The organism is Pseudomonas sp. NBRC 111140 (genome assembly GCF_001320885.1).
GTDB lineage: Bacteria > Pseudomonadota > Gammaproteobacteria > Pseudomonadales > Pseudomonadaceae > Aquipseudomonas > Aquipseudomonas putida_P.
This window is the reverse complement of sequence record NZ_BCBQ01000065.1, coordinates 12,407-37,051: the sequence shown is the minus strand read 5'-3', so window position 1 is coordinate 37,051 and position 24,645 is coordinate 12,407. Positions and strand designations below refer to the sequence as shown.

The 24,645-nt window shown below is 64.5% G+C and carries 21 protein-coding genes and 1 riboswitch; of the genes, 10 read left to right on the top strand and 11 right to left on the bottom strand.

The features are described 5' to 3' along the window. Together APH42_RS19615 and APH42_RS19610 are read right to left on the bottom strand one after the other, a co-directional pair. Positions 1-336, bottom strand: a 336-nt coding sequence (locus APH42_RS19615) for a TorF family putative porin (RefSeq protein WP_218187661.1), incomplete at its 3' end; no start/stop codon positions are given. Positions 337-417: 81 nt separating this feature from the next. Continuing rightward, complete coding sequence (locus tag APH42_RS19610; protein WP_012272052.1) at positions 418-669, bottom strand: hypothetical protein; 252 nt, start codon at positions 667-669, stop codon at positions 418-420. A 130-nt stretch (positions 670-799) separates the two neighbouring features. Between APH42_RS19610 and APH42_RS19605 the strand changes: the two genes are divergently transcribed. The 3 genes from APH42_RS19605 to APH42_RS19595 all read left to right on the top strand — a co-directional run bounded on the left by APH42_RS19605 (position 800) and on the right by APH42_RS19595 (position 3,983). Beyond that, entirely contained in the window at positions 800-1,459 is a 660-nt protein-coding gene (locus APH42_RS19605; RefSeq protein ID WP_060494058.1) for a VIT1/CCC1 transporter family protein, read from the top strand. A 164-nt stretch (positions 1,460-1,623) separates the two neighbouring features. Continuing rightward, a complete protein-coding gene (locus APH42_RS19600) occupies positions 1,624-3,093 on the top strand; it encodes a DUF3300 domain-containing protein (protein WP_012272054.1) in 1,470 nt (489 codons plus the stop codon). Then, on the top strand, positions 3,090-3,983 hold the full coding sequence (locus tag APH42_RS19595) for a DUF2950 domain-containing protein (RefSeq protein WP_060494057.1): 894 nt from the start codon (positions 3,090-3,092) through the stop codon (positions 3,981-3,983). Before APH42_RS19600 ends, APH42_RS19595 begins: the two co-directional genes overlap by 4 nt. Positions 3,984-4,064: 81 nt before the next feature. On the opposite strand, the gene APH42_RS19590 is transcribed toward APH42_RS19595, so the two are convergent. The 4 genes from APH42_RS19590 to APH42_RS19575 form a co-directional block, all read right to left on the bottom strand. Continuing rightward, positions 4,065-5,021, bottom strand: coding sequence for a helix-turn-helix domain-containing protein (locus APH42_RS19590; protein ID WP_060494056.1), 957 nt, complete (start codon positions 5,019-5,021; stop codon positions 4,065-4,067). A gap of 148 nt (positions 5,022-5,169) precedes the next feature. Beyond that, complete coding sequence (locus APH42_RS19585) at positions 5,170-7,254, bottom strand: hydantoinase/oxoprolinase family protein (RefSeq protein ID WP_060494055.1); 2,085 nt, start codon at positions 7,252-7,254, stop codon at positions 5,170-5,172. 13 nt (positions 7,255-7,267) lie between these two features. Continuing rightward, entirely contained in the window at positions 7,268-9,013 is a 1,746-nt protein-coding gene (locus tag APH42_RS19580) for a hydantoinase B/oxoprolinase family protein (protein ID WP_060494054.1), read from the bottom strand. A 189-nt stretch (positions 9,014-9,202) separates the two neighbouring features. Next, positions 9,203-10,057 (bottom strand): LysR family transcriptional regulator, encoded by an 855-nt coding sequence (locus APH42_RS19575; protein ID WP_060494053.1) that lies wholly within the window; start codon positions 10,055-10,057, stop codon positions 9,203-9,205. Positions 10,058-10,149: 92 nt separating this feature from the next. On the opposite strand from APH42_RS19575, the gene APH42_RS19570 reads away from it, so the two are divergent. Continuing rightward, positions 10,150-10,578, top strand: a complete 429-nt coding sequence (locus tag APH42_RS19570; RefSeq protein WP_012272060.1) for a multidrug/biocide efflux PACE transporter — start codon at positions 10,150-10,152, stop codon at positions 10,576-10,578. 73 nt (positions 10,579-10,651) lie between these two features. Here the strand turns inward: APH42_RS19570 and APH42_RS19565 are convergent, their stop codons facing one another. The 4 genes from APH42_RS19565 to APH42_RS19550 all read right to left on the bottom strand — a co-directional run bounded on the left by APH42_RS19565 (position 10,652) and on the right by APH42_RS19550 (position 14,303). Next, positions 10,652-11,671: a branched-chain amino acid aminotransferase gene (locus APH42_RS19565; protein WP_060494052.1), complete on the bottom strand. Its 1,020-nt coding sequence runs from the start codon at positions 11,669-11,671 to the stop codon at positions 10,652-10,654. Between the two features lie 146 nt (positions 11,672-11,817). Continuing rightward, positions 11,818-13,395 (bottom strand): ATP-binding cassette domain-containing protein, encoded by a 1,578-nt coding sequence (locus APH42_RS19560; RefSeq protein WP_060494051.1) that lies wholly within the window; start codon positions 13,393-13,395, stop codon positions 11,818-11,820. Positions 13,396-13,566: 171 nt separating this feature from the next. Continuing rightward, positions 13,567-13,929, bottom strand: a complete 363-nt coding sequence (locus APH42_RS19555) for a hypothetical protein (RefSeq protein ID WP_012272063.1) — start codon at positions 13,927-13,929, stop codon at positions 13,567-13,569. Beyond that, entirely contained in the window at positions 13,926-14,303 is a 378-nt protein-coding gene (locus APH42_RS19550; RefSeq protein ID WP_012272064.1) for a glyoxalase superfamily protein, read from the bottom strand. The genes APH42_RS19555 and APH42_RS19550 overlap by 4 nt, the downstream gene beginning before the upstream one ends. Positions 14,304-14,403: 100 nt before the next feature. Then, a riboswitch (cobalamin riboswitch) is annotated at positions 14,404-14,621 on the top strand. A 101-nt stretch (positions 14,622-14,722) separates the two neighbouring features. Between APH42_RS19550 and cobW the strand changes: the two genes are divergently transcribed. The 4 genes from cobW to APH42_RS19530 all read left to right on the top strand — a co-directional run bounded on the left by cobW (position 14,723) and on the right by APH42_RS19530 (position 21,247). After that, positions 14,723-15,790: a cobalamin biosynthesis protein CobW gene (gene cobW, locus APH42_RS19545; RefSeq protein ID WP_060494050.1), complete on the top strand. Its 1,068-nt coding sequence runs from the start codon at positions 14,723-14,725 to the stop codon at positions 15,788-15,790. A 3-nt stretch (positions 15,791-15,793) separates the two neighbouring features. Then, positions 15,794-19,555, top strand: coding sequence for a cobaltochelatase subunit CobN (gene cobN, locus APH42_RS19540; protein WP_060494049.1), 3,762 nt, complete (start codon positions 15,794-15,796; stop codon positions 19,553-19,555). Position 19,556: 1 nt separating this feature from the next. Beyond that, a complete protein-coding gene (locus tag APH42_RS19535; RefSeq protein WP_012272067.1) occupies positions 19,557-20,579 on the top strand; it encodes an ATP-binding protein in 1,023 nt (340 codons plus the stop codon). Between the two features lie 101 nt (positions 20,580-20,680). Next, complete coding sequence (locus APH42_RS19530; RefSeq protein ID WP_060494048.1) at positions 20,681-21,247, top strand: VWA domain-containing protein; 567 nt, start codon at positions 20,681-20,683, stop codon at positions 21,245-21,247. Between the two features lie 106 nt (positions 21,248-21,353). Here the strand turns inward: APH42_RS19530 and APH42_RS19525 are convergent, their stop codons facing one another. Further along, positions 21,354-21,620: a hypothetical protein gene (locus tag APH42_RS19525; RefSeq protein WP_003247923.1), complete on the bottom strand. Its 267-nt coding sequence runs from the start codon at positions 21,618-21,620 to the stop codon at positions 21,354-21,356. A gap of 342 nt (positions 21,621-21,962) precedes the next feature. On the opposite strand from APH42_RS19525, the gene APH42_RS19520 reads away from it, so the two are divergent. Next, positions 21,963-23,288, top strand: coding sequence for a sigma-54 dependent transcriptional regulator (locus APH42_RS19520; protein ID WP_012272069.1), 1,326 nt, complete (start codon positions 21,963-21,965; stop codon positions 23,286-23,288). A gap of 200 nt (positions 23,289-23,488) precedes the next feature. Further along, positions 23,489-24,631: a MexC family multidrug efflux RND transporter periplasmic adaptor subunit gene (locus APH42_RS19515; protein WP_012272070.1), complete on the top strand. Its 1,143-nt coding sequence runs from the start codon at positions 23,489-23,491 to the stop codon at positions 24,629-24,631. The last annotated feature ends 14 nt before the right edge of the window (positions 24,632-24,645 follow it).

The window sequence follows — 24,645 nt, the reverse complement described above, 5'->3', positions numbered from 1 at the left end:
TGGCTGACTATAATGGATCAACCCCACCTCGTAGCCCAGGCTGCTGTCAAACTGATGCTTGTAGCCCAGGTAGCTGTCCAGACGCAGGGTCGAATTGGGGGTGACGCCCATGCTTGGGGCGTACTGGCCCAGGTACCAGCCACTGGCGTGGCTGAAATCGAGGCCACCGTGGAATGCGCCGACGGCGCTGGGTGAGATAAGCCCTTGCGCCATGCTGCGCGAAGGCGTGGTGCCGAGTGTGAAGTCGAAATCGCCCAGTTGGCGTTTCATCTGCTGGGCCAGCAACACGGGGCTGAAAAGCACTGCAGCACTCAGCAACAGAAGGGGCCTGATCATGGTCTCCGTCCTGGAAGGCTTGCGGTTGAGCGGTAGAGGATACCTGCGCAGGGGGAGGGATGGAACCGTTGGCTGGCCTGTTCAGCCTTTGGTCGAGCGGTCAGCGTCGACGGCTTCGGTCACCACAGGCAGGTTGTCGGCGCGCTGGATCACCCGGCGTTGCTGCTCGTAGTCGTCAAGGGACAGGCTGCGGCGCTGCAGCGCTTCGAGCTGCAGCTGGCGGGCTTCTTCTGCCGTGTACGGGCGCAGTTCAGGGTGGCTGGCACATCCGCTGCTGATGGCGATGGCAAGCACGGCAAGGGCGGCGGACAGCAGGCGAGCCAGGGTATTCATCAGGTAGCTCCAGGGAATGGGGTCGTGGGCGGCGAGTCGATAGCGCTAGGTTATGTGGCCACGGCGTTCGGTAGAAATTGCCATTCTCGATAGTGACTATCGATGGTTCCTGAGGAGCCGGGAGGGCGTGATGGGGCAAGGCGAACAACCGCGTAAATGGGGTGTGCTGGAGCCAATCGACCGGATTACCGAAGTCATCTTTGGCCTGCTGATGGCTATGACCTTCATCGGCTCGCTCAGCGTGGCCACGGCAGGGCGCGAAGACGCTCGGCTGATGCTGGTCGCTGCGCTTGGCTGCAACCTGGCCTGGGGCCTGGCCGATGCGGTCATCTACCTGATGCGCACCTGGACCGAGCGCACCCGCGCACGTACTTTGCTGGCGCGCCTGCAGGCCGCTGAGGATGGCCAGGGGCGCAGGCTGATTGCTGATGCACTGCCAGAACGCATCGGCCTGGCACTGGATGACGAAGGGTTGGAGATGCTACGTCGCCAGATGCAACGTGATGCCGCCCGCCCGATGCCGGCGCGCCTGTGCCTGGATGATTTCAAGGCTGCGCTGGGGACATTCCTGCTGGTGGTGCTGGCGACGTTCCCAATGGTTATCCCGTTCCTGCTGATAGACACCACTGGCACGGCCATCCGTGTCTCGAACTGGGTTGCCTTGGCCATGCTGTACCTGGCGGGCTGGCTGCTGGCGCGCTATTCCGGTGGCCGCACCCAGTTGACCGGCGTGGTCCTGGTAGCTGTGGGCGCGTCACTGATCCTGGCGATCATTGCCCTGGGTGGTTGAGCAGCGCCCGATCAGCACCTATGTCACGGGCACGCTCGCGGCCTTGTTGTTTGGTGTGGTGTTTGTCCTGGCTAGAGCACAAAAAGTTTGCGCCTTCGCATCTGGCCAAACCCGCCGCCGTTGCTACCCTTATTCCACGCGGTCTGACCTCATGGGGATTAGCGATGCGCACGCTATTGTTTGCTGTCCTGTCGGCACTCCTGTGCCTGAGCGCGGCGCCCGGGCTGGCGCTGGCCGAAGACGTACCCGCACCGGACCCAGCCCCCCCAGCCGAGACGGCTGCAGCCAAGGACCCGGTCTTCAGCCAGGAACAACTCGATCAGATGACCGCGCCCATCGCGCTGTATCCTGATCCGCTGTTGGCCCAGGTGCTGATGGCGTCGACCTACCCAGGGCAGGTCAGTGAAGCGGTGACCTGGTCCAAGGCCAACCCCAAGGCCACCGGCGACGAGGCGGTCAAGCAAGTAGCCAAGCAGCCCTGGGACCCGAGCGTACAAGCCTTGGTGGCATTCCCGCAGGTGCTGGCGACCCTTGGCCAGGACCCGGTCTGGGTACAGCGCCTGGGTGATGCCTTCCTCGCCCAGCCCGACGATGTCATGGGCAGCGTGCAGCGTTTGCGTCACCAGGCGCAGGCTGCCGGCAACCTGCAAAGCAACCAGTACCAGAATGTGACCGTGCAAACCACCACGGCCCCTGCAGCGGCCCCTGCACCCGCACCCGCTTCCGGCGGCACCCAGGTGGTCACCGCCAGCGCGCCGCCCACCACCATCGTCATCGAGCCGGCCGACCCACAAGTGGTGTACGTCCCCAGCTACAACCCGACCACCACCTATGGCACCTGGGCCTACCCGGCCTCACCGCCGGTGTACTACCCACCACCACCGATGTACTACCCCGGCTCCGCACTGGTGGCAGGCCTGGCCTTCGGTACTGGCGTTGCGATCGTCGCCTCGTTGTGGGGCGACTGTGACTGGGGTAACAATGACATCGACATCGACGTCAACCGCTACAACAACATCAACGGCAACAATCGCATCACCAACAACCAGAACAAATGGCAGCACAATGCCGTCAACCGTGACGGTGTGCCTTACCGCGACGCGCGCAGCCGTCAGCAGTACGGCCGCCAGTTGGACGGTGCCACCCAGCGCAGCGCATTTCGCGGTGATGACGCACAACGTGCCCAGGCGCGTGACAAGGCGCGTGCCTCCATGGACCGAGCGGGTATCGAACGCCCAGCCACCAGCAACATTCAGGCACGCCAACAAATGCGTGAAGCGAAGTCGGGCAATGCATTGGGCAACCGTGTACAGCCCCGTGGCGACAATCCGAGGGTTGCCGACCGTCAACAGCAGGCACGCAACACTCAGGGCCGGCAGCAGAACAACCAGATGGATCAACGCCGGCAAGGGCAAGCGCGGCAAGTCGGTCAGAATCGTCCTGTGAATACCGCAGGGCGTGCCCGTAACAACGCCTTCGATGGCGTACGCTCGCCATCGCGCACCAATGCGCAGGCCAACCGTGGTCGCACCAGCCAGGCGTTTGCCCAGCGGCCCAGTGCATCGCGTGCAGCCGGGCACCAGATCTCTCGGCCCAGTGCACCCGCTCGTCGTGGCGGAGGAGGTCGTCGATGAAACGTCCAGCACTGGCGGCAATGCTGCTTACAGTGGGCTTGGCCTGCGCATCCCTGGCCGCTGCCCAGGACGCTTTCCCGACCCCAGAGAAAGCCGTTGAATCCTTTGTCGCGGCGCTGGGCACGGAGAAAGCTGATGAGGCCCGCCTGACCCAGTTGCTGGGCGACGACTGGCGCACCTACATCCCGCGCGGCGGAGTGCAACGCAGCGACGTGGACACCTTTCTGGAGCAGTACCGTGCGCAGCACAGTATCGACATGGCAGGCGAGGGCAAGGCCATCCTGGCGGTGGGCAGCGATCACTGGACCTTGCCCATTCCGTTGACCAAAAGTAGCCAAGGCTGGCGCTTCGACCTCAAGGCCGGCAGCGCTGAAATCCGCGCCCGGCGCATCGGCCGCAACGAGCTGGGCGTGCTGCAGTCGCTGTTGGCCTATCACGATGCGCAAATGGACTACGCCACCCAGGACCATAACGGCAACGGTGCGCTGGAGTACGCGCAGAAAATCTTCAGCGACCCCGGCAAGCATGACGGTTTGTACTGGGATGACGACGGCGATGGCCAGGTCAGCCCGCTGGGGCCGCTGTTTGGCCAGGATGTGATCGGTGATGACTGGTATGGCTACCACTTCCGCATCCTCGACGCACAAGGCCCATCCGCCCCTGGCGGCGCCTACAGCTACCTTATCGGCAACCAGATGAGCCGTGGCTTCGCCATGGTCGCCTGGCCGGCCAAGTACGACGACACCGGGGTGATGAGCTTCATGATCAGCCATGACGGCCAGGTGTTCGAGAAAGACCTCGGGCCGCACGGTGACAGGCTGGCCAAGGAGATGAAACGCTTCGACCCGGATGACAGCTGGAAGGTGGTGGATGTGCCGGCGGGGGATTGATCCTGTTCCAGCAGCACGTAGCCATAATCGCGAGGCTGGCGCAACGGGTCGGTGTGCATCGTAGGAATCTTCGCTTTCGGCTCAATGGGTGCCTGCAGCCCGTACCTCCCGCGCCGTGCACCCATACTGCTGGCGAAACGCGCGGGTGAACTGCGCCTGGTCGGTAAAGCCCCAGCGCAATGCCAGTTCGCCGATGGCCAGGTGGCAATGCGGGTCACGCAATTGCCGGTACACGGCCTCCAGGCGCAGCTGGCGTATCCACTCACTCAGGGTGTAGGGCGTGATCACGAACAGCTTGTGCAGGTAGCGCAGCGACAGCCCGCAGGCACTTGCAATGGTTTGCGGCGACAGCTCGGGGTCGCTCAGGTGTTGCTGCACATACTGTTCCACCCGCGTCAGGTGCAGGGTGCTGAGGTTGCTGCCTTCGCTACCCAGCACTCGCTCGTCCTGTTGCAGGGCCAGCAGCAAGGTGGCCGAAGCCTGTTCCAGCAGCAGATGCCGGGCCGCGATGGGGCTAGCGTCGAAGTGGCGGGCGCACAGGTCCAACTGTTCGACAAAAATGCGCCCCAAGCCCTGGCGGGCATCGAAACAATGCCGGGTATAGCGCCTGTGCCCCAGCAGGTTGGCCTTGAGTGCACGCTCGGGCAGTTTGAGCACCCACAGGTCATTCAGCGTGCCGTAATGGAAGCGGTAAGGCGCATCGCCGCGCTCGACGATGAAGCCACCTGGGCGGCAGCTGATCTGATGACCGTCCTGTTCGAAGTGCACCTCGCTGCGATGCGGCACGGTCACCAGGTAGAACGCTTCTTGGTCCTGGCCGATGTGCGCCTTGCTGCGCGAGTAGCCCAGCTGGCTGGAACGCAGGCGCGACAGGCTGAGTGGGGTACTTGGCGTGCTCCAGCGCTGCAAGTGGCCATCGAACGGTTGTTCGGCGGCAAACTCCAGGCTCAGCGGGAAATAGGTGTCACTGATGGCTTCGGCCCAGCGCGCCTGGCGTTCGGGCTGTGGCCAGCCGAGGGTCGAGAGTTCTGTGGGCATGGTGGGTCCTTTTTCAAAGAGGGCAGCATTGAAAAAAGGAACTGCAGGCAAGCTACTCAAGCAGCTCTTGTTATTGTGCAAAACGCCTGGCAGCGCAAAGCTGCCAGGCGGTTATCAGGCCCATGATCGGCGCGCGCCGGCCTTCAGATCAAGCCCCGCGTGTCACCCGGTAGGTCGCCGAAGGCTCCAGCCGTGCCTGCCAGCCAGGCGGCAGCACGATGTTGGTGGTGTCTTCCTCGATCACGCAGGGACCATGCACGGTCTGCCCGGGCAGCAGGTGGTTGCCATTGAACACCGGTGTGGGCTGCCATTGGCCGTCGGCGCTGAACAGCATCGGACGCACGCTTTGCGCCTGCGCCGCGGGTGGCTCGGCCGGGCCCTGCAGCTCGGGTTGCGGCGGGCGTGGCAGGTGGCCGATCACCGAGCACTCCAGGTTCACCAGCTCCACCGGGCTTTCAGGCTCGCTGTACGAATACAGGGTTTGGTGGCGGCTGTGGAAGCGGCTGATCAGGGCGGCCAGGCCTGTGTCATCCAAGGCATGCTGTTCCAGCTCCACGCTGCATTCATGGATCTGCCCCAGGTAGCGCATTTCCAAGGTGTAGTGGCAGCTGCTGGCCTGGTCGCCAAAGCCGTCTTCGCGCAGGTTGGCCAGGCCTTGCTGACGGAGCTCGGCAAGGGCCTGGTTGAGCTGCACCAGGTCCACGTGCCCGCAGTCCAGGCGCATCGACAGGCTGGTGAGCTGGTCGTAGCGCACGTCGGAAAGGATCTGGCCGAACGCGCACAGGCCCGACGCCACCTTGGGGATCAGCACGGTGTGCATGCCGATTTCTTCGGCCAGGCGCACCACGTGCATGCCTGCCGCACCGCCTGCGCCGATCAGGGCGAAGTCGCGCGGGTCGTGGCCGCGCTCGATCGACACCCGGCGGATGCCGTTGACCATGTTCAAGTTGACCAGGGTGGTGATGCCGAATGCGGCGCGTTCCACGCTGATACCCAGTGGTTCGGCTATCTTGCTGCGGATAGCGTCCAGCGCGGCCTGGCGGTTCAGGCGAATGCTGCCACCCAGCAGCGCGCCGTCTGGCAGGTAGCCCAAGGCCAGGTTGGCGTCGGTGACCGTGGGTTCGCAGCCACCTTTGCCGTAGCACACGGGCCCAGGCATGGCGCCGGCGCTGCGCGGGCCCACCTGGAGCATGCCGAACTCGTCCAGATGAGCGATGGAGCCGCCGCCGGCGCCCAGGGTCTCCACTTGAATCATCGGCACGCCGATGCGCTGGCGCAGAAAGTCCACGTCCTTGCTGAAATTGGTGCGCCCGGCGTTGGTCAGGGTGATGTCGAACGAAGTGCCGCCCATGTCCACGGTAATGACGTTGTCGATACCGAACGGCTTCGCCACCGCCAGCCCGGCTTGTGGCGCCGAGGCCGGGCCGGAGTTGATCGCATTGACAGCGCGCTCACGCATCAGGTACCCAGGCGCCAGGCCACCGTTGGACTGGAAGTAGCGCACCGGCTGCTGTGCGCCAAGTTCCTGGAACAGGTTGTCGATGCGCGCCACGTAGCGTGCCATTACCGGGCTGAGGTAGGCGTTGACCACGGTGGTGGAGGTGCGGGTGTACTCGCGAATCTGCGGGAACACCTCGCAGCCGGTGCAGACGAACACGTCGGGCAGGGCGGCCCGTACGAGCTCGGCGGCCCGCTGCTCGTGGCTGGGGTTGCGCACCGACCACAGGAAGGAAATGGCCACGGCCTGCACGCCTTCGGCCCGGAAGTAATCGATGGCCGCATGGACAGCGGCTTCGTCGAGGGGGCTGTGCTCACGGCCATCGCCAAGGATACGGCCGCCAATTGGGCGGCGCAGGTGGCGTGGGGCAAGCATGTGTGCCGGCGGGTAATGGGCGTCGTAGCGGTGGCCTTCTTCCTTGTGGCCCAGGCGGATTTCCAGGCTGTCCTCGTGCCCCTCGGTGCACAGCAGGCCCACCTTGACCCCGGTGCGCTCGATCAGCGCGTTGAGGGCCACGGTGGTGCCGTTGATGCACAGGTCACAGTTGGCGATGAGTTCGGCCGGGCTGCGCCCGGTGGCGTCGGCGATCTGTGCCAGGCCGGCGCGAATGGCCAGGGTGCCGTCTTGCGGCGTGGAAGGGGCCTTGAACAGCTGCACGCCGCCGTCGCGGTCGGCCAGGATGAAATCGGTGAACGTGCCGCCGGCGTCGATGCCCAGGCGATATTGGTTACGCATGATGGTTCTCCGGTCAGCGCGGGGCGCGGGCAAGGCGGGTGGCGGTTTCGTCGAGGTGGCCTTGGTCATCGAGGACCACGCCATACTCCAGGGCTGCCCCTTGTGGCGAGACCAGGCCATTGCGCACATCCTCCAGCACGGCTGCGACCGGGCGACGCAGCGGGTCGCCGTAGCCACCACCGCCGGGGTTGACGTTGATGATGCGTTCGCCTGGTTGCAGGGTGAGCATGGGGTTTTGCGTGTAATGGTCTTCGCTGCCGTCGGCGTGGCGATGGATCAGCCGGCCCAGCTTGGGCTCAAGCAATGCGTTGCGTGCCCCGGCGGCACCGGCGGTGGGCAGTTGGCGGCCCTCGCCAAAGCCGACCACGGTCATGGCGTGGTCCAGTGGTTCGATCTCCAGGCGGGTGCCCGAACCGCCACGGAATTCACCGGCACCACCACTGTCGGCCATCAGGCTGTAGCGGTGGATCAGCACCGGGTAGGCGTGTTCGAGCAGCTCGATGTCACCGCTCATCAGCGCCCCGAAACAGCACAACGGGCCGCAGGCGTGCCAGCCATCCATCACCTTGTTGGCGCCGGCACCGGAAATGATCGAGGCCAGCACCATGGTCACGTACTCGCTGTTGCCGTTGCGCGGGTCATGGCCGGCGATGTTGATGCCGCTGGTATGCCCCCAGGAGGCCGTTACCCGCTGTGGCGAAGCCTGTTCCAGCGCGGTGCGCACGGCATCGGCCAGGGTTTCCATCGGCGTGGTGGTGCAGTTGACGTGGGGTGCGGGTTCTTCGGCATTGCACAGCGTGCCTCTGGGCCCGACATCGACCGTGACGCAGCGGTACAGCCCTTCGTTGTAGGGGGGCGCCACCTGGGCGAACATCATCAGCCCCAGGTACACACCCGACACCGAGTTGCCCTCGTAGGAATTGATGAAGTACGGCACTTGCGGCGGGCTGTCGATGCGCACGTGGGCCTGGTCGCCACGTATCTGTACATGGGCGGTGATGGCCAGTTCGCCCAGGCCATGGCCGGCATCTTCGAGCACGGCGGTGCCGCTGTAGTCACCGTCCGGCACATCACGCAACAGTGCGCGCATGTGCCGGTCGGCCATGTTCTTCAGTTCGGCGATGCAGGCCCGCACCTGCGCCACGCCGTACTTGTCGAGCAGTTCCAGCAAGTGCCGCTCGCCGACCTTGCAGGCGCCATACTGGGCATTGAGGTCGCCTTCCTGATAGGGCCGGGCGCGCATGTTGGTGAGCATGAAGTTGATCACGTCCTCACGGCGTTTGCCCTTTTCCCACAGCTTGACCGGCGGAATGCGCAGGCCTTCGGCGTAGATTTCCTTGGCATCTGGGTTGTAGCCAGCCGGTACCGGGCCACCGATGTCGGTCAGGTGGCCTTTGCACACGGTCCAGAACACCAACTCGCCCTGGTAGTACACCGGCTTGTACATGCAACAGTCGAGAATATGGCTGCCCTTGTAGGCCGGGTCGTTGTGGTAGATCACGTCGCCTTCTGCGATGTCGTCGCCGAAGAACTCGGCCACGCATTTCATGGCCGGGATCAGCGAACCCAGGTGGATGGGAATGTCCTGGCCTTGCAGGATCATTTCCGGCAGGTGATCGAACAGCGAGTTGGAATAGTCGTGGGCCAGGTTGAACACACTGGAGCGCCCGGTCTTTTCCAGGGTCAGGGTCATTTCGCGTTGCGCTGTCTCCAGCGCACCCCGGACAACCGCAAGGGTGATCGGATCTACTGTCTGCATAGGTCACCAACGTTTGTTCTTGTGCTTTGGGTGCGTGCCGCCAGAGGGGCGGCGCGTGGTGACAGGCTACGGGGCAGGGCGAGGGAAGGATTGTCGTTGGGTGTACTGGTTGTTGCGTTTGGGCGCACACGGCGACAGCTCCCCCAGGGTGGGGTGCGCAGCAGCGCCAACTTATTGCAGGTGAAAACCTTACGGTTTCAACATCTGCCGCACCAGCCATTGCCCCGCCGGCCCCAATGCCCGCCGGCTAGACCAGACCACATCCATATCCACTCGGCGTGGGTAACCCGCTATCGGCAACTCCACCAGCCCATTGCCAAACCGTGCCACCAGCGCCCTGGGCAGCTCGGCCCAACCAAACCCGCGCACGGCGAACTCCAGCAGGGTGAGGTAGTCCGGTGCCGACCAGGCCTGGCCGCGGCCGCGGTGCAGGCTGGGGGCATAGGTCTTGATATACAGCTGCCGTGCATGCTCCAGGTGCTGCGCCTGCACCTGCGCCAGGCTTGCCAACGGGTGCCCGCTGGCCACGTAAACGCCAAATTCCGCCTGCTCCGGCAAGCGCGCCACGGCCACGTCGGCGGGGTAGCTGGGTTGGGTGGCAAGAATGCCGACATGGGCCAGGCCCTGTTGGATCATTTCGATTACATCAGCGTCCTCCGCCGGGCCGCAGCGCAATTCAGTGTGTGAGTACTGCTGGGCGAAGCGGGCCATCACCGCGCCCTGGAACGTGACGCTGTAGCTGTCCGACATCACCACCGATACCAAGGGCTCGACGTTCTGTGCCAGTCGCACCGCCAGCGCATCGAGCTGGGCGCTGGCATCGAGAATCGCCTCGACATGGCTCAGTACCTGCCGGCCCGCTTCATTCAGCGTGGGGTGGCGGCCACCGCGATCAAACAACGGGCAGCCGATATCAGCCTCGAAATTGGCGATGGCGATGCTGATGGTGGACTGACTTTTGCGCAGTTTGCGCGCTGCAGCAGAGAACGAACCCAGCGATGCAGCTTCGACAAACGCGACCAGAGCTTCGGGTGAATAGCGCATGGTATTGATAAAACCGATAGTAGCTATGTCGTGAGTATCAGTTTTATCAAAGAAAATAGACAGCACGACTCACGCAATGGATGGAATTTGCAATGAAACACGTGTCCTTTACCGAACGCCTGGTTCACGCCGTTGGCTACGAAGTGTTCGCGGTGTTGCTGTGTGCGCCGCTGCTGTCCTGGATCATGGGCAAGTCACTGGCGACGGCGGGCGCGCTGGCTGTGACCCTGTCGGTCATCGCCATGTTGTGGAACATGGTCTACAACGCGCTGGTCGACCGCTACGTGCAGGCCGAGCGTATCCACTGGAAGGCCCGTGCGCGTTTCGTGCACGGCCTGGGCTTCGAAGCCGGGCTGGTGGTGTGGTGTTTGCCGGTGGCGGCGTGGATGCTGGATATTTCGCTGGCGCAGGCGTTCATGGTGGAGCTGGGCTTCTTCGTCATCATTCTGCCCTACACCGTGCTGTACAACTGGGCCTTCGACAAAGCCCGGCATCTGCTGATGCAGCGTCGCCTGGCGTGAAGATTCTGCCAGTGTCGACAAAAAAAAGGGCATGCCATCGCTGGCATGCCCTTTTTCAAATCGCTGAAGCGCCTCAGGCGACTTTGACGATCCAGCCAGCCGGTGCTTCAACGTCACCGCTCTGGATGCCGGTCAGCTCGTTGTAGAGCTTCTGGGTAACCGGGCCGACCTTTTCCAGGTCGTGGAACACGTGCAGCTTGCCGTTGTACTCGATGCCGCCGATCGGGGTGATCACCGCAGCGGTACCGCAGGCGCCAGCTTCGATGAAGCGGTCCAGCTTGCTGATTTCGACATCGCCTTCGATCACGGTCAGGCCCAGGCGCGATTGCGCCAGTTCCATCAGCGACAGGCGGGTAATGCCTGGCAGCACCGAGGCCGATTTCGGGGTGACGAACTCGTTGTTGGCGGTGATGCCGAAGAAGTTGGCCGAACCGACTTCTTCGATTTTGGTGTGGGTCAGCGGGTCGAGGTAGATGGCGTCGGCGAAGTTGGCTTTCTTCGCTTCAGCGCCCGGCTGCAGGCTGGCAGCGTAGTTACCGCCGACCTTGGCTGCGCCGGTGCCTTGTGGGGCCGCACGGTCGAAGCTGGAAATCTGGAAGTTGTGCGGCTTCATGCCGCCCTTGAAGTACGAACCAACCGGGATGGCGAACACCGAGAAGATGAACTCGGGGGCGGTGCGCACGCCAATGTTGTCGCCGGTGCCGATCACGAACGGGCGCAGGTACAGGGCGCCTTTGCCGTGCGGTGGCACGAATTTTTCGTTGGCCTTGACCACTTGCTTGCACGCTTCGATGAACACATCGGTCGGCACGTGCGGCATCAGCAGGCGAGCGCAGCTGCGCTGCATGCGAGCGGCGTTCTGGTCTGGGCGGAACAGGTTGATTGAGCCGTCCTTGCAACGGTAGGCCTTCAGGCCTTCGAAGCACTGCTGGCCATAGTGCAAGGCCGTGGAGCCTTCACTGATGTGCAGTACGTTGTCTTCGGTCAGGGTGCCCTTGTCCCACTCGCCATTGCGCCATACGGACAGGTAGCGTTTGTCGGTCTTGATGTAGTCGAAACCCAGCTTGTCCCAATTAATGCTTTCGTTGCTCATGACACCCTCATTGTCTTGCAAGTGCCCGATCGCTCGGGCTGCTGTTATATGCGCACCATGCCACCTTAATACATCCTTGGCGGATCGGGAACGGCCAGTCACGAATTGATAGCGTGCGATGCATTTTTCGCAGCACATGGCTGCGCCTACAAGTGCAGGTATTCATCGAGCGCCAGGTTTTCCAGCAATACCGCATCATGGGACGCCACCATCAGCGCCCCGCGAAATTGCCCAAGCATGCGTTCCAGGGCTGTCAGCGATGGCAGGTCCAGGTGGTTGCCGGGTTCGTCCAGAAGCAACAGGTCGAGCGGCCGTTCGCGGTATAGCACGGCGGCCAGCGCCGCCTTCATCCGCTCGCCGCCGCTGAGCAGGCTGCTGGGCAGTTCGACACGGGCCGCATCCAGGCCCAATTGCGCCAGGCGGCTGCGCAACTCGCCCTGGGCCAGCATCGGGTTGGCTTGGCGCAGGTGTTCGAGCACGCTGCCGTGGCCCGCTAGCGTGTTGCAGTGCTGGTCGAGCAGGGCGGTTTCGCCACTGAGGCGCACATTGTCGGGCGGTGCCGGCAACTCCCCGTTCAGCAGCCTGAGCAGGGTGGACTTGCCACTGCCATTGGCGCCGATCAGCCCCACGCGCTGGCCCAGGCACACACGCAGGTCAAGCGGTTTGCGGGTGCCACGCGGCAAGCGAAGTGCCTGCAAGGCCAACACTTCTCGGCCTGGATGACGCTGAGGTGTAGGCGCGTGCAAGGTAATAGCGCTGTCATGCTCGACCTCACGGGCGGCGTCACGCACTTTACCCACCAACGCTTGCTGGGCATCGCGATGGTCGCGGCGCTGCTTGCCAGCAGTGGCCTGGCTGCGCTCCTGCTGGCGGTCGACCAGGATCTTGGCCTGGTTGGCGTGCTTGGCCTGGCGCCCGGCCCGCGCCTGATGGCGCTCCAGGTCTTCGCGCTGGCGCTGCAGTTCACGGGCCTGGCGTAGCTGCGCCTGCTTCAGCCGGGCAAGGTGCTGCTGGGCCTGCGCCGTCTGGTTGGCTTTTTGCGCTGCATAGATGCTGTAGTTGCCACCATAGCCCTGCAAACCCAGGCTGGATAATTCAACAATGCGTGCCATGTGCGCCAGCAGGCTGCGGTCGTGGCTGATCACCAGCAAGCCACGGTCCCAGGCTTCGATCATGCTCAGCAGTTGGGCACGGGCGTCGCTGTCCAGGTGATTGCTTGGCTCGTCGAGGATCAGGTAGTCGGCATCGCTGAGCCACGCGCCAATCAGCGCCACGCGCATGGCCTGGCCGCCGCTCAGGCTCCGTGCGGGCTGGCGCCAGTCGAGTTGGCCCAGGCCGTGGCCCTGAAGCTGGCGTTGCAATTGCTCGCGGATATCCCAGCGCTCGCCAACGGTGTCGAAATCGTGGGGCTGGATGCTGCCTTGCTCGATACGCTCCAGCGCCGCAATCACCGGCCCCACTTGGGCCAGGTCGGCAAGCGTGGCGCTGCGCTCGATGACTTGCTGGTCCAGCAAATGGACAGGCCCGAGGCGCCGGCAATGGCCGCTGCTCGGTTCACGCTGGCCGGCAAGAATCTGCCCTAGCAGGCTTTTGCCCACGCCATTGCGCCCGACCAGGCCGGTGCGGCGTTGGTCGAAGGTTTCGTTGAGGTTGCTGAACAGCAGCCTGCCATCAGGCAAGGCCAAGGAGACGCTGTCCAGCGTCAGAATCGACGTGTTCGTCATGCACAACTCCACAAATGCCGCGACATCTCCGGAGCGAGCCGGAGGCTGAAGACTGGCCGTCGAACGGACGGCGGCATCAATGGCGCATTGGACGAACACCTCGTAATTGGAGAGCGCGTAGCCTAACGGACCGTCCGGGGCCGGGTAAAGCACCGGCCGCCGGTTGGGGCCTCAGCGTTGCGCCTGCAAGCGTTTAGCCCAGTCCCCGGCGTGGCCGTGCGCGCAGGCTTGTTCACTGTCGAACCGCACATGCCAGGCCGGATGGTCCAGCTGTATGCCGGCTTGCTCCAGTGCATGGCGGGTCAACGCCAGCATGTGCGCCTTCGCTTCGCCCGCGACGGCAGCGGCTTTGTCGGCCTCTTGCTCAAATACCCAGGTAATACGAAGGCTGCCCGGAAAGTCCTCGGGGTCGAGGCGGTGAGTGAGCCAGCTGAAACCGACGATCTGCGCCTTGGCGGTTTCGCAGGCATCGGTCAGGCACGCCACCAGCTCCCGCTCCAGGCGGGCCATTTCGCGTTTGCCCAGTGCCTTCACGGGTTGGCCTCGTCATCGATCTGCTGGCAAAAGCGCAGGCGGTTGCCGAACGGGTCCCACACCTGCATCTGCAGGCCCCAGTCCAGGCGCTCGGCCTCTGGCCGGGCGTAACCGTACTGTTTGTCCTGCAGCTCGCGCTCCAGCGCGCGCAGGTCGTCGATGCGGGCGAACACGGTAGAACCGGGGCATGCATCGCCATGGTGCTCGGAAAGGTGCAGGATCAGGCCGTCGCGGTGAATCTGTACGTACAACGGCAGGTCCGGGCTGAAACGATGCTCCCAGTCCAGGCTGAAACCGAGGAAATCGAGGTAGAACTCCTTGGCCTTGTCGACCGAGAAGATGCGCAGTACGGGTATGGCGGGGGCGAGGGGCATGGGACGTCCTTGACCGTGGGCAGAGTCGCTACTGTAACGCAGTAGAACCAAGAGTGGTCGACCAGCCCGCCGCAATGGTTGACCACCCGCCAGCCACTGCGTAGCCTTGCCAGTTCGAGGTTCTTCGGCCAGGCCGAAGCTAAGATGGGAACGCGGTACATGCCGCGGCTGCCCCCGCAACTGTAAGCACCGACAACGGATCGACACTGCCACTGCGCCAGCGCGCGGGAAGGCGTCATCCCGCCAGCCCGCTGTTCAACCGAACGGGGGCCTGGAACGGTGCGAGCCAGGAGACCTGCCTCGTCACGTTTTCGACTTTCAACCGGGCGGGGTGATCCGGTGGCGAACAAGCCCGGCCAACCTCTGGCCCGTGGCTGTCGTCCTGCATGCCCGCGCCACACTGCCAAGGGCAATGCGACATGAAAACACTGGCCAAGCTCCCCGTCACCATCGTCACCGGCTTCCTCGGCTCGGGCAAGACCACCTTGCTGCGCCACATGCTCGACAACGCCCAAGGCCGCCGCATCGCGGTCATCGTCAACGAATTCGGCGAGCTGGGCATCGACGGCGAAATCCTCAAACAGTGCAGCATCGGTTGCACCGAGGAAGAAGCCAGCGGCCGCGTCTACGAACTGGCCAATGGTTGCCTGTGCTGCACCGTGCAGGAAGAATTCTTTCCGGTGATGCGCGAGCTGGTGGCACGCCGTGGCGACCTCGACCACATCCTGATCGAAACCAGCGGCCTGGCCCTGCCCAAGCCTTTGGTACAAGCGTTCCAGTGGCCGGAAATCCGCAACGCCTGCACCGTCGATGCGGTCATCACCGTGGTCGACAGCCCGGCCGTGGCCGCTGGCACCTTCGCCGCCTACCCGGACCAGGTCGATGCCCAGCGCAAACTCGACCCTAACCTGGACCATGAATCGCCACTGCACGAGCTGTTCGCCGACCAGCTGGCCAGCGCCGACCTGGTGGTACTGAACAAGGCCGACCTGATCGACGCCGACGGCCTGGCCAAGGTGCGCGCCGAAGTGGCTGAAGAACTGCCGCCGGCCGTCAAGGTGATCGAGGCCAGCAGCGGCAAGCTGCCACTGGAAGTGCTGTTGGGCGTGGGTGCCGAGTCCGAGGCGCACATCGATGGCCGCCGCACCCACCACGACACGCACCACGACGGCGACGACCATGACGATCATGACCACGACGCCTTCGATTCCATTTCCATCGACCTGCCCGAGGCCGACGAAAGCCTGCTGCTCGACGCACTGACGCAACTGGTGGTGGAGTTCGGCATCCTGCGTGCCAAGGGCTTCGCCGCCATCCCGGGCAAGCCGATGCGCCTGCTGGTGCAAGGCGTGGGTACCCGCTTCGACAAGCACTTCGATCGCGCCTGGCGCAACGACGAGCCGCGCATCACCCGCCTGGTGCTGATTGGTCAGGACCTTGACGCTGTTCAACTGGAAGCGCGCCTGCGCCAGGCCCTGGGCGCCTGACCCATGCACCTGCTGCGGACCCAGCCCGGCGGCTTCGTGCCGGATGACAGCATTGCCGACCTCGGCCAGACACCCGCCGAGCTGGTGATTCTCTGCAGCGGCGATTCGCACCTGGCATTGCTCGCCGATACCGCCGAGCAATTGCCTGAAGACTTCCCCAGCCTGCGCCTGGCCAACCCGATGCAGGTGCAGAACCATGCCTCGGTCGACTTGTACGTCGACCAGGTGCTGCGCCACGCCAAGGTCATTCTGGTGTCGCTGCACGGTGGCGTTGGCTACTGGCGCTACGGCGTCGAGCAACTGGTCGAATTGGCCGCCCGTGGCGTGCAACTGATTCTGGTGCCGGGCGATGATCGCCCGGACCCGGAACTGACCAGCTTGGGTAACGTTTGTGGCGAACAGGCCGAACGCCTCTGGCACTACCTGCGCCAGGGCGGCAAGGCCAATGCCATCAACCTGTTCAATTGCCTGGCCAGCCAGTGGCTGGGCCGTGACTACGCCTGGGACGAGCCACAGCCTTTGCCACGCACCGCCGTGTATCACCCGGCCAAGGGGAGCGTTGCGCTAGAAGACTGGTACCCGCACTGGCACCCGGATTACCCGGTGACGCCGCTGTTGTTCTACCGCTCGCACCTGCAGGCGGCCAACACCGCCTTCATCGACGTGTTCTGCCAGCGCCTGCAAGCAGCCGGGCTGAACCCGTTGCCGATCGCCGTGGCCAGCCTCAAGGAAAGCGCCTGCCTGGAGCAGGTCGAAGCCTGGCTGGACGAGGTCGGCGCTGAAGTGCTGGTCAATACCACCGGCTTTGCCCTGTCCAGCCCAGAGCGCCCCAACCTGCGGCCGTTGCGCCGTGATATCCCGGTGTTGCAGGCCATTTGCGCGCAAGACAACCAGCCTGGCTGGGAAGCCAGCGAGCAGGGCCTGGGCGCGCGTGACCTGGCCATGCACATCGCCTTGCCGGAGCTGGACGGGCGCATCATCACCCGTCCGGTCAGTTTCAAGGACATGGCCTGGCGCAGCGAGCGCAGCCAGTCCGACGTGGTGTGCTACCGCGCGCACCCCGAGCGCATGGACTTCGTCGCCGAGCTGGCCCGCCGCTGGGTTGAGCTGGCGCGCCTGCCTAATGCCCAAAAGCGTATTGCCCTGGTGCTGGCCAATTACCCGACCCGTGATGGCCGCATTGGTAACGGCGTCGGCCTGGACACCCCGGCAGCGGCGCTGAACATCCTCAAGGCGCTACAGGCCGAAGGCTATCCGCTGGCCGATTTGCCGAGCAGCGGCACGCAACTGATTCACCAACTGCTCGGTGGCGTGACCAACGACCTCGACCACCTGGACCAACGCCCCTGCGCCCAGAGCCTGAGCCTGGCCGACTACCAGGCTGCATTCGAGCGCCTGCCCGAGGCCAACCGCCAGGCCGTGCTGGAACGCTGGGGGCCGCCCGAGCAAGACCCGATGTACCGCAGCGGCCGGCTGATGGTCGCCGGCTTGCGCTTTGGCCTGACTTTCGTCGGTATCCAGCCGGCGCGGGGGTATCAGGTGGACCCGAGCGCGGTGTACCACGACCCCGACCTGGTGCCGCCGCACGGCTACCTGGCGTTTCACTTCTGGCTGCGTCACGCCTTTGCCGCCGACGCGGTGATCCATGTCGGCAAGCACGGCAACCTTGAGTGGCTGCCCGGCAAGGGCGTGGGGTTGTCGGCACAGTGCTGGCCGGATGCGCTGCTCGGCCCGCTGCCGAACATCTACCCGTTCATCGTCAACGACCCGGGCGAGGGTGCTCAGGCCAAGCGCCGCACCCAGGCGGTGATCATCGATCACCTGATGCCGCCGCTGACGCGTGCCGAAACCTATGGGCCGCTGCGCCACCTGGAACAGTTGGCTGATGAGTTCTACGAAGCGCAGCTGCTCGACCCACGGCGTGCTCGCGAGTTGCAGCGCGATATTCTCGAACTGGTAAAAGCCAACCACATCGACCGCGAGTTGCAACTGGAAGGGCAATTGGACGATGCCGCCGTATGGCTGCCACGCCTGGACACCTACCTGTGTGACCTCAAGGAATCGCAGATTCGCGATGGGCTGCACGTGTTCGGGCAGTCGCCTGAAGGGCGCCTGCGCCTGGATACATTGCTGGCGCTGTTGCGGGTTGAGCGTGGCGACGGTCGCGGTGGCAATGCCAGCCTCCTGCGGGCGCTGGCCAAAGCACTGGTGCCGGGCTTCGATCCGCTCGACTGTGACCTTGGGCAGCCGTGGCAGGGTACACGCCCTGAACAGCTGCAAGCCATCGGCAATGACCCTTGGCGCACGTGTGGCGATACCCGCGAGCGCCTCGAACTGTTGGCACACCAGGTGATCGGGCAGGCGCTGGAAGGCACTGCAGCGTTACCCGCCCTAAGTGAATGGCAGCCGGTGCACGACGTACTTCAGGCCCTGCGTGACGCGGTGGCACCCAGCCTGGACGCCTGCGGCACTGCCGAAATGAATGGCCTGCTGGCGGCATTGGCGGGGCGCTTCGTGCCCGCCGGCCCCAGCGGCGCACCCAGCCGCGGGCGCCTCGACGTGCTGCCCACCGGCCGCAACTTCTATACCGTGGACGTGCGCAACCTGCCCACCACCACGGCCTGGCGCCTGGGTTTCGCCTCGGCCAGCCTGATCCTCGAACGCCACCTGCAGGACCACGGCGATCACCTGCGCCAGCTCGGCCTGTCGGTATGGGGTACGGCGACCATGCGCACTGGCGGCGACGACATTGCTCAGGCCATGGCGCTGATGGGCGTGCGGCCGGTGTGGGCCACTGGCAGCCAGCGCGTGGACGATTTCGAAATCCTGCCGCTGAGCTTGCTCGACCGCCCGCGTGTAGACGTGACCTTGCGCGTTTCCGGCTTCTTCCGCGATGCGTTCGGTAACCTGATCCGTCTGTTCGATGCCGCCGTGCAGGCCGTGGCCGCGCTGGACGAGCCCGACGACCTCAACCCCCTGGCTGCCCGTGTACGCAGCGAGCGGGCAGTGCTGCAGGCGCAAGGCGTGGACGCCGATCAAGCTGCTCGCCAGGCCGGTTGGCGGGTGTTCGGTGCCAAACCCGGCGCTTACGGTGCCGGGGTGCAGAACGCCATTGATGGGCGGCTGTGGCACAGCCGTGACGACCTGGCTGAGGTCTACCTCAACCATGGCGGCTATGCCTACGGTGGCAGCGACGATGGCACCCCGGCCCGCGCCCAGTTCGCCCAGCGTCTGGCCAAGGTGCAGGCGGTGCTGCAAAACCAGGACAACCACGAGCATGACCTGCTCGACTCCAATGATTACTACCAGTTCCAGGGCGGTATGCTGGCAGCGTCGGAAACGCTGTCCGGGGCGGCGGTGGCCAGCTACCACGGCGACCACAGCCAGGCCGATCGACCGCGTATCCGTACCCTCAAGGAGGAGCTGAACCGGGTAATCCGTGCCCGTGCGCTCAACCCGAAGTGGATCGACGGGGTCAAGCGTCACGGCTACAAGGGCGCCTTCGAGATGGCGGCGACAGTCGACAACGTGTTCGCCTTCGACGCCACCACGCACCTGATCGACGACCATCATTATCAGGGGCTGGCCGATGCCTACGTGCTCGACCCGGCCACCCGCGATTTCATGCGCGAGCACAACCCCGAGGCCTTGCGCGACCTCACCGAGCGCCTGCTGGAGGCCCAGCAGCGCGGTTTGTGGCAGGCGCCGGGCAATTACCGCGAAGCCCTCGAAGAACAACTGCTCGACGGCGAGGAACAGGCTTGAAATGAGTGAACCCGTACAATTTCCGCTGGCGGCGGTGGTCGGTGCCGACGACCTGAAGCTGGCGCTGTGCCTGACCGCCATCGACCCGAAGATCGGCGGCGTGCTGATCGAAGGGCCGCGTGGCATGGCCAAGAGCACCCTGGCCCGTGGCCTGGCTGACCTGCTTGGCGAAGGCCCGTTCGTGACCTTGCCATTGGGCGCCAGTGAAGAGCGGCTGGTCGGCACCCTTGACCTGGATGCCGCGCTGGGGCAGGGCAAGGCGCAGTTTTCCCCTGGGGTGCTGGCCCAAGCCGACGGTGGCGTGCTGTATGTCGATGAGGTCAACCTGCTGCCGGACACGTTGGTTGACCTGTTGCTCGATGTGGCTGCCAGTGGCACCAACCGCATCGAGCGCGACGGCATCTCGCACCGGCACAATGCCCGTTTCGTGCTGATCGGCACCATGAACCCGGAAGAGGGCGAGCTGCGCCCGCAACTGCTCGACCGTTTTGGCCTGAACGTGGCGCTGGAAGGCTTGCCCGAGCCCGAGGCCCGGCAGCAGATCATTCGCCGACGCCTGGCGTTCGACAGTGACCCCAAGGCGTTCTGTGACCAATGGGCAACGGCCCAGGCGCAACTGCGTGAGCGCTGCCAGGCGGCGCGCCAGGCCTTGGCCCAGATTGCCCTGGATGATCAGGCGCTGGCCTGGATTACCGAGCGCTGCTACGCCGCTGGCGTCGACGGCCTGCGCGCCGACCTGGTCTGGCTGCGTGCGGCGCGCGCCCATTGTGCCTGGCGCGGTGCTGCGGCTATTGAAGAGGTGGATGTCGAAGCGGTGGCCGAGTTCGCCTTGCGTCATCGCCGCCGTGTCATGCCCCAGGCCAAAACGCCGTCGGCGCCGCAGCCGCCTGACCAGCAGCCCGGCCAACCGGGTGGCGGCAACCCTGGTGAACAGGGTGCGCAGGGCGACTGGGGGGCATTGCCGGCGCAGCCGGTGGCCAGCGGCGCACGCCGCGAGGTACCGAACTGGGCAAAAAAGCCCTGAGCATCCCCCAGCTACCTGCCAAAGGGGCGGATGCAAGGCCTGGTGCAGGCAAGCAGGGCGAGGCCAGCCGTGGCCGCGGTCGCAATGCGGCGGCCGGCCGGGTGGCCTGGCTACCGACATTGCTCAAAGGGCGGCCACGGCTGCGCCAGGACCTGTGTTGGCAACAGCGCCAGGCTCGGCCCGCAGAACTGTGGCTAGTCATCGTCGACGCGTCGGCCTCGACCCGTCGCCATCAGGCGCTGGCGCAGACCAAAGGGTTGCTGGCAGCGCTGTTCGATCAGGCTTACCGCCAGCGCGCCCGGTTGGCGTTGCTGACCGCCAGCGGGCGTACACCGCAGTGGCAGCGCCACGGCCTGAAGGCCTCGTCGGCTTTGCAACCCTGGCTGCAGGCGTTGGGTGCGGGTGGCGGCACGCCGCTGATTTGTGCATTGGAGCAGGCCCGACACTGGCTACAGGCACGACAGCGCGCCTATCCAGATGAAGCCGTGCGCTGCCTGGTGTTTACCGACGGTCGTCTGCAGCGCTGGGACACTGTTCAACCCATGCCCTGTGCAACGTTGCTGGTGGATATGGAATTGGCGCCGGTGCGTGTTGGCCGCGCGCAGCACCTGGCAGAACAGTTGCAGGCCGATTATCAGCACTTGCAACACTTCAAGGTCGTGGATTGAACCGTACTGGCGCGACACTATGTCGCAACAGGAAAAGTTGCCAGAACAGCAACTTTGCATCCGAACAAGTGCGTGGCGCTGCACGCACTTGGTTTACCGGGCGATATTACTTCGGCATCGACCACGGTTGCAGGTCGTAACCCTTTTCACATAATTCGGCGCGCACTTCTTCAATCAGGCTGGCCCATTGGGCCGGGTCGGAGTAGATACGCGAGGACACTTGCTTGGCGCCGATGCGGGTGCTGGTCCGGTCGATCACTGCCAGGCTCAGCTCACCAGTACCGTTGGGTGCATCCCAGGCTACGCACTGGAAAGGTTCGAAGGCGTGGTCGGCAATCAGCAGTGCTTCGTTGACACGGAGCGGGGCATTCATGGTTCGGTCTCTCTATGGTCCCAAACATCGAAGTGAAGTCCGCGTTGCTTCAAAGTCGCCTCAATGATCGCGAAGTGCAGCGCGGGGTTATGTGTACTGATGCTCGTTGTCCGGGGGCAAGTCACACATTGGTTGTAAATTTTTTTGTCAGAGGCATATTCGTTGTTGCCTGCGCCGCCATGTGATGTCGATAAAGTGCGAAAATTCCCGGGGCACTTTGTAAAAAAATGCGTCCGCAGACAAACGGTAGTGGGCACTGTCAACTTCGTTGCTACTGTTAAACGGGCGCCACAACTTGCTGTTTTACTTCAAAAAACCAAAAACTGGCGCCAAGGATCGGTCATGCAGCAGCCTGCCGCTCAACGCCGTTTGCTAATCGTCGACCCCTGCGACGACTGCCACCGCTTATTGCCTGGCCTGCGCAACGCAGGCTGGGATGTGGACAGCTGTATGCTCGGGGCCGCGCTGGACCATCCCTGCGATGTAGGCCTGCTGCGCTTGCAGGCCACGCACCTGAGGCATCCGGATGCGGTCAAGGACATGATCAAGCGCAGCAACACCGAATGGATTGCCGTGCTCAGCGCCGAACAGCTGCGCATGCCGGCGTTCGGTGATTTTGTTTGTGAGTGGTTTTTCGACTTCCACACCTTGCCGTTCGACGTCTCCCGCGTGCAGGTGACCCTGGGCCGCGCCTTCGGCATGGCCCGTTTGCGCGGCAAGGGGGCGGTCAAGGTCGATGAGGCGACCCACGAGTTGCTCGGCGAAAGCCGGCCGATCCGTGAGCTGCGCAAGTTGCTGGGCAAACTGGCGCCCACCGAATCGCCCGTGCTGATCCGTGGTGAGAGCGGCACCGGCAAGGAACTGGTGGCACGCACCCTGCACCGTCAGTCGCAACGCAGCGAGCAGCCTTTCATCGCCATCAACTGTGGGGCGATCCCCGAGCATCTGATCCAGTCCGAACTGTTCGGCCATGAAAAGGGCGCATTCACCGGGGCGCATCAGCGCAAGGCCGGGCGCATCGAAGCGGCCCATGGTGGCACGCTGTTTCTCGATGAAATCGGTGACCTGCCGCTGGAGTTGCAGGCCAACCTGCTGCGTTTTCTGCAGGAGAAGCACATCGAGCGGGTGGGCGGCAGCCAGCCGATCCCAGTGGATGTGCGAGTGTTGGCGGCCACCCATGTGGACCTGGAGCGGGCCATCGAGCAAGGGCGTTTTCGCGAAGACTTGTATTACCGCCTGAACGTGCTGCAGGTGGTGACCGCGCCGTTGCGCGACCGGCATGGTGACCTGTCCATGCTGGCAAGCCACTTTGCCCATTTCTACAGCCTGGAAACCGGGCGTCGGCCGCGTTCGTTCAGCGACCATGCCCTGGCCGCGATGGGCCGGCATGACTGGCCGGGCAATGTGCGCGAGCTGGCCAACCGTGTGCGCCGGGGGCTGGTGCTGGCTGAAGGGCGGCAGATCGAGGCGCAGGACTTGGGCCTGCAGCTGCTCGACCAGGAACAACAGCCGCTGGGCACGCTGGAGGAGTACAAGCAACGCGCCGAGCGCCAGGCGCTGTGCGATGTGCTCAACCGGCACAGTGACAACCTGAGTGTGGCGGCGAAGGTGCTGGGTATCTCGCGGCCGACTTTTTATCGATTGCTGCACAAGCATCAGATTCGTTGACTCCCCTTGCAGGTTTGACGTGGCATCTCCAGGGCCTGGCAGATCGAGCGCCGCCCGCGCGGCGCTCGATCTGCCAGGCGGCGAAGATGTCACGCCGAGTTTCACAATTCTTAACAAAGTATCAAATGAGACAAAATTGACTCATTTTGTCTTCGCTCATATCATTCGGGCCGTTTTTCCATTTGAAGCTCGGGTGAATCATGAGCAACTTGCGTGCAATAGGAATGGCCAGCTGCCTGGCGGCGGCAGTCGCGCTGGCCGGCTGCGGCGAAGCTGAAGCGCCGCCGTCTGCGGCCCACAGTGCCTTTCCGGTCCAGACCGTCACGGTCGCCAGCGAACCCCTGACCTTGGCGGCAACGCTGCCGGGCCGGGTCGAACCCATGCGGGTGGCCGAGGTTCGCGCCCGAGTGGCCGGCATCGTCCTGCACAAGCGCTTCGAAGAAGGCGCCGACGTAAAAGCCGGCGATGTGCTGTTCCAGATAGACCCGGCACCCTTCAAGGCCGCGCTGGCACGCGCCGAGGCCGACCTGGCCAGGGCCCAGTCGGTCATGTTCGAAGCCCAGGCGCGGGTACGCCGCTACGAACCGCTGGTGAAGATCGAGGCAGTCAGCCAGCAGGACTTCGACACCGCCAGCGCCGACCTGCGCAGCGGCCAGGCCGCTGTGCGTTCGGCCCAGGCCGATGTCGAGACCGCGCGCCTGAACCTGGGCTACGCCACGGTCAAGGCGCCGATCTCTGGCCGTATCGGCCGTGCCCTGGTCACCGAAGGTGCGCTGGTGGGGCAGGGCGACGCCACGCTGATGGCGCGCATCCAGCAACTCGATCCGATTTACGTCGACTTTACCCAGTCCGCCGCCGACGCGCTGCGCCTGCGCCAGGCGCTGAAGGAGGGTGCGCTGGCAGCCGGTGATCAGCAGGCCCTGACCGCCCAGGTGGAAGGCACCGACTACGAGCGCCAGGGTGCGCTGATGTTCACCGACGTCGCGGTCGACCGCGGCACCGGCCAGGTCACCTTGCGCGGCCGCTTCGACAACGCCGACGGCATCCTGCTGCCGGGCATGTATGTGCGCGTGCGCACCCCGCAAGGCACCGACAACCAGGCCATCCTTGTGCCGCAGCGCGCCATCCAGCGCGGCAGCGACGGCGAGGCGCGGGTCATGCTGGTGGGCATCGGTGGGGTTGCCGAGGCGCGCAGTGTGCGCACCGGTGCCATGCACGGTGCCCGCTGGCAAGTCACCGAGGGCTTGCGCCCAGGTGACCAGGTGATCGTCGGCAGCCCTGCCGGGCTGGCTGCGGGCATGCCGGTGGTGACTGCCCCGGCGCAACAAGCCGCAGCACGCTGAGGCGAGGGTAACGA

Bases quoted from the DNA above. Each gene is read 5' to 3' on its own strand.
- APH42_RS19610 (WP_012272052.1), bottom strand. From the start codon at position 669: ATGAATACCCTGGCTCGCCTGCTGTCCGCCGCCCTTGCCGTGCTTGCC.
- APH42_RS19605 (WP_060494058.1), top strand. From the start codon at position 800: ATGGGGCAAGGCGAACAACCGCGTAAATGGGGTGTGCTGGAGCCAATC.
- APH42_RS19600 (WP_012272054.1), top strand. From the start codon at position 1,624: ATGCGCACGCTATTGTTTGCTGTCCTGTCGGCACTCCTGTGCCTGAGC.
- APH42_RS19595 (WP_060494057.1), top strand. From the start codon at position 3,090: ATGAAACGTCCAGCACTGGCGGCAATGCTGCTTACAGTGGGCTTGGCC.
- APH42_RS19590 (WP_060494056.1), bottom strand. From the start codon at position 5,021: ATGCCCACAGAACTCTCGACCCTCGGCTGGCCACAGCCCGAACGCCAG.
- APH42_RS19585 (WP_060494055.1), bottom strand. From the start codon at position 7,254: ATGCGTAACCAATATCGCCTGGGCATCGACGCCGGCGGCACGTTCACC.
- APH42_RS19580 (WP_060494054.1), bottom strand. From the start codon at position 9,013: ATGCAGACAGTAGATCCGATCACCCTTGCGGTTGTCCGGGGTGCGCTG.
- APH42_RS19575 (WP_060494053.1), bottom strand. From the start codon at position 10,057: ATGCGCTATTCACCCGAAGCTCTGGTCGCGTTTGTCGAAGCTGCATCG.
- APH42_RS19570 (WP_012272060.1), top strand. From the start codon at position 10,150: ATGAAACACGTGTCCTTTACCGAACGCCTGGTTCACGCCGTTGGCTAC.
- APH42_RS19565 (WP_060494052.1), bottom strand. From the start codon at position 11,671: ATGAGCAACGAAAGCATTAATTGGGACAAGCTGGGTTTCGACTACATC.
- APH42_RS19560 (WP_060494051.1), bottom strand. From the start codon at position 13,395: ATGACGAACACGTCGATTCTGACGCTGGACAGCGTCTCCTTGGCCTTG.
- APH42_RS19550 (WP_012272064.1), bottom strand. From the start codon at position 14,303: ATGCCCCTCGCCCCCGCCATACCCGTACTGCGCATCTTCTCGGTCGAC.
- cobW (WP_060494050.1), top strand. From the start codon at position 14,723: ATGAAAACACTGGCCAAGCTCCCCGTCACCATCGTCACCGGCTTCCTC.
- cobN (WP_060494049.1), top strand. From the start codon at position 15,794: ATGCACCTGCTGCGGACCCAGCCCGGCGGCTTCGTGCCGGATGACAGC.
- APH42_RS19535 (WP_012272067.1), top strand. From the start codon at position 19,557: ATGAGTGAACCCGTACAATTTCCGCTGGCGGCGGTGGTCGGTGCCGAC.
- APH42_RS19525 (WP_003247923.1), bottom strand. From the start codon at position 21,620: ATGAATGCCCCGCTCCGTGTCAACGAAGCACTGCTGATTGCCGACCAC.
- APH42_RS19520 (WP_012272069.1), top strand. From the start codon at position 21,963: ATGCAGCAGCCTGCCGCTCAACGCCGTTTGCTAATCGTCGACCCCTGC.
- APH42_RS19515 (WP_012272070.1), top strand. From the start codon at position 23,489: ATGAGCAACTTGCGTGCAATAGGAATGGCCAGCTGCCTGGCGGCGGCA.